Origin of the sequence: Ruminococcus sp. RTP21198st1_G1_RTP21198_201120 (assembly GCF_040924265.1) — a bacterium.
Classification (GTDB): domain Bacteria; phylum Bacillota; class Clostridia; order Oscillospirales; family Ruminococcaceae; genus Hominimerdicola; species Hominimerdicola aceti.
The window spans coordinates 1-1,012 of record NZ_JBCOMH010000043.1 but is presented as its reverse complement, the minus strand read 5'-3'; the positions used below and the strand labels follow the sequence as shown (position 1 = coordinate 1,012).

The following is a 1,012-nucleotide window of genomic DNA, read 5'->3' as shown; positions in this document are numbered from 1 at the left end:
CCCTTATCCATTTCATGCACAGTATCGCACAGCACGGAGATGTCCTCCGCAGAGTGTGAGCATATAAGAATAGTCTTGCCCTGTTCTTTGTAGCTGAGCAGATATTCACGCATTTCTTTTACGCCGTCCTTGTCAAGACCATTGAAAGGCTCGTCAAGAATGAGTATCTTCGGATTTTCCATAATGGCTTGTGCAAGTCCCAAACGCTGCCGCATACCTAGACTGTATTTGCGGACATGTCGCTTTAGTTCGGGATCAAGTCCCACCTGTTTCATACTGCTTTTTATCTCATCTTTGCCGATCTTGTTGTTAAGACCCGCAAGAAGTTTGAGATTTTTGTATCCACTGTAATACGGTATAAACCCAGGTGTTTCAATAATGATACCCATATCTTTCGGGAAGTCAACGTCCTTGCCCACTTGCTTGCCGTCAACGATAATCTCACCGTTCGTGGGCTTGATAAAACCACATATGCACTTCATAAGCATTGTCTTTCCGCTGCCGTTTCTGCCGATAAGTCCGTGTATCTTGCCCTCCTCAAAGGACACATTTATGTGCTTTAGTATCTCCGTTTTGCCAAGCGTAAGGCATACGTCATTTACATTGATGATATCCATTTCGTCCCCCTAATTTCCTAACTTGCTATCTCTGCAACATTGTCGTAATTGAATTTTCTTATGGCGATAAAGCAGAACGCCAGCAGTACCGCTATAAATATGGCAAGATAGCTGACCGAAAAACTCATTGACATAACAGGCTCACGGAAATATTTTGTGTAATGCAGCCATATTATGCTGTTCGCCATTGGCATTGTCCACATAAGCGTTGTCTTTATGGAGCAGAACGCTGTGCCTAATGATATCACCGCTCCGCAGAGGACAAAACCCACAGTTTTGTGTTTCACAAGTGAAAAGCTCAGCAGGATAAGCCCAATTATCATAAGGTATGCGAACACGAGCAGGTAGCTTTGCACTGCGGCTGAAAATACTGTGAGCTGATTGTAGAGATTTTC

The 1,012-nt window shown here is 43.8% G+C and carries 2 protein-coding genes; both read right to left on the bottom strand.

Annotated elements, in window-relative coordinates; genetic code table 11:
• On the bottom strand, positions 1-617 hold a 617-nt coding region (locus tag AB5627_RS14195; protein WP_368369921.1), incomplete at its 3' end, for an ATP-binding cassette domain-containing protein.
• Between the two features lie 17 nt (positions 618-634).
• Positions 635-1,012: hypothetical protein (locus AB5627_RS14190; RefSeq protein WP_368369920.1), on the bottom strand; the 378-nt coding region annotated here is incomplete at its 5' end.